This window comes from Bradyrhizobium sp. P5_C11_2 (genome assembly GCF_054049755.1).
In genome coordinates, this window is sequence record NZ_JBFULT010000812.1 from 1 (window position 1) to 2505 (window position 2505).

Below are 2505 nucleotides of genomic sequence, written 5' to 3' on the forward strand. Positions count from 1 at the left end.
GAGCACGTCGTGCACGGGGGCGCGCTGCGAGATCGTCATCTTGGTCTGGGCGATGGCCCGCTCGCCTGAAAGATCAATGCTGGTGCCGCCGAGGAAATGCAGGATACGCACCCCCTTGGCAAACCCCTCCTGGCTGACGCGCATGAAATCCCGCGCCGGCCCCTGAAACCAGGTGGCGGACATCCAGCCCTCTTCGTGCCAGACGGTAGCAAAGCGCTCCCAGTCACCGGCATCGCGCCACACCGCCCAGTTCTCGACGAGGTCGCGGATGGCGAGACGATCGAGGAGTTGCTGGTCCATGGTACGTCTCTCCCGGCGGCTTGAGGCTGCGATGATTGTCATCGCTCCGAAATATCAACGGGGCAATTTGGCCGCCGTCAAGCGGGCCTTCCAGCCCTTCGAATTGCCCACACCTGCGCGAACGCCATACGAGCAGCGAGCCTTGCAATCAACCTGATGGCGATTAGTATTGGCATCGATGCAGATGAAATTCCCTTTGCTTGCCGCCCTCCTCGGATTGCTCGCGGCCTTTCCCTCTTATGCCCAGACTGAACCGCAGAGCGACAGCGTCAAAGCCTGGAAGGCGGGGGTGGCGGCGCACATTAACAGCAACAGGTTTTTCCCAGTTGAAGCATGGGGGCAAACCGGCCAAGCCAAAGTCGCATTCATCATCGACCGGTCCGGCAGGTTGATCTCGCGGGCGGTGGCTGAAAGCGCCGGCTCGCGGCCGCTCGACGATGCTGCGCTGGCGATCATCGCCCGCGCCGAACCGTTTCCGGCGCCGCCTTCGGAGCTGAAGGACAACTCGTTCTCTTTCACCGTGCCGATTGTCTTCAGCGGTCGTCAATTTCAGGTGCCCTCCTTTCGGGTCGTGCTGAGCGGAGCGGATCCCGCCCCCACGGCGTCTGATCCCATGGCCGCCTGGCGCAAGGCGGTCACCGAACATGTCTGGCGCCACAGGGTGTTCCCTCCGGGGGCGATAGGGCAGAAAGGCGATGCCGGTGTCACATTCGTGGTCGATCGTTCGGGCAAATTGATCTCAAACGCTTTGGTGGAAAGCACCGGCTTCGCGCCGCTGGATGCCGCGACGCTCGCCATGGTCGAGCGATCCGTGCCGTTCCCGAAACCGCCCGCCGAGGCGAAGGACGATCTTCAGAGAATGACCGTCCTCATAACTTTCGACGGGACGCAACAAAGCTTGGCCCCGTCGCCGGAACGAGAAAAATTGCTCCAATCCTGGATCGAGGACCAGGCCAAGCTGAATGCGAAGTCCCCGAGGCCAGACGATACCAAGCTGAATTCCATACTTCGCGGCATCTGCCGCGGCTGTTGAAGCAAAGCGACATCCCGCCACATGCAAAGACGGCGCGCCTTGCGACGCGCCGTCTTCATGTTCGATGCAAGCCTTATCAGGCCGCCGGCGCCTTCGGCGCGCGGTTGCGGGAGTTGCGCTGGAAGAACAGCGCCTGGCTCGCCACCGCCGACACCATCGCCGGCTGGAACGGTTTCGAGATCAGGAACGCYGGCTCGGGGCGCTCACCGGTGAGGAAGCGCTCCGGATAGGCGGTGATGAACACCACCGGCACCTCGAAGGTCCGCAGCAATTCGTTGACGGCGTCCAAGCCCGACGATCCGTCGGCGAGCTGGATGTCGGCGAGGATCAGGCCGGGCCGCCTGTTCTTGGCAAGCGCCACCGCGTCGGCATGGGTGCGCGCGACACCGACGACATTATGGCCGAGATTCTTCACCAGGCTCTCGAGGTCCATGGCGATGAAGGTCTCGTCCTCGATGATCAGCACGTCGGTGGCGATCTCGGCCGCCATCTCGCGGCCCGCGGCATCCGCCAGCCGCCGCGTCTCGGCGACGTCGGTACCGAGGATGTAACCGACTTCCTCTTCCGAAAAGCCCTCGAGCGACAGCAGCAGGAAGGCCTGCCGCGGCAGCGGGGTGATGTTCGACAGCCGCCGCTCGGGCGGCATCGGCAAGGTCGCGACCTCGGCGTCGTCATTGACCGAGACCGAATTCCAGATCTGGGTGAACAGCCGGAACAGGCCGGCGCGCGGCCCATGGCTCTCGTCGAGCACCGACGGGTCCCCCAGCATGGCTTCCAACATGGCTGCGACATAGGCGTCGCCGGAGGGCTGGCTGCCCGTCAGGGCACGTGCATACCGGCGCAACAACGGCAAGTGCTCAGCAACAAGCTGTGAACGGGACATCCCCACTCCATTCCTCATCGGGCCAATCCTTCAGAACCAGGCATAACAGGGGGAGGCCCGGGTTCCCCTGYTGGGGCTGACTACGCCTCAGGACAAGAAAAGTTCCGTATGAGGCGGAACTTTTGTTCGAACCTGGAATTGTGCCTATCCAGGGAACGGCTCCCGGTTGAGAAAACTTCTCGATACTACAGTCACTTAACTCGGGGAAACGTGGAACAGGTCATGAAAGATCTCAAGTCTCAAGCCAGCAAAAGCACGACCCCCGGCAAGGGAGGGCTCACTCCGGAGA

At 62.8% G+C, this 2505-nt stretch carries 3 protein-coding genes and 1 pseudogene; 2 read left to right on the forward strand and 2 right to left on the reverse strand.

Annotation, left to right across the window (positions count from 1 at the left end; translation table 11 throughout):
• Window positions 1-300 (reverse strand): nuclear transport factor 2 family protein (locus ACXJL8_RS38875; RefSeq protein ID WP_456686801.1); only part of this gene is annotated, 300 nt, incomplete at its 3' end.
• A gap of 178 nt (window positions 301-478) precedes the next feature.
• Between ACXJL8_RS38875 and ACXJL8_RS38880 the strand changes: the two genes are divergently transcribed.
• Window positions 479-1333, forward strand: a complete 855-nt coding sequence (locus ACXJL8_RS38880; protein ID WP_456617560.1) for an energy transducer TonB family protein — start codon at window positions 479-481, stop codon at window positions 1331-1333.
• A gap of 76 nt (window positions 1334-1409) precedes the next feature.
• Here ACXJL8_RS38880 and ACXJL8_RS38885 read toward each other — a convergent pair whose 3' ends face one another.
• Window positions 1410-2216, reverse strand: coding sequence for a response regulator (locus tag ACXJL8_RS38885; RefSeq protein WP_456617359.1), 807 nt, complete (start codon window positions 2214-2216; stop codon window positions 1410-1412).
• Window positions 2217-2438: 222 nt separating this feature from the next.
• Here ACXJL8_RS38885 and ACXJL8_RS38890 point away from each other — a divergent pair.
• Window positions 2439-2505 (forward strand): annotated as a pseudogene (locus ACXJL8_RS38890) (NepR family anti-sigma factor); the annotation flags it as partial.

What these genes read in the sequence shown, in the direction of transcription:
- ACXJL8_RS38880 (WP_456617560.1), top strand. Translation starts at nt 479, where the DNA reads ATGCAGATGAAATTCCCTTTGCTTGCCGCCCTCCTCGGATTGCTCGCG.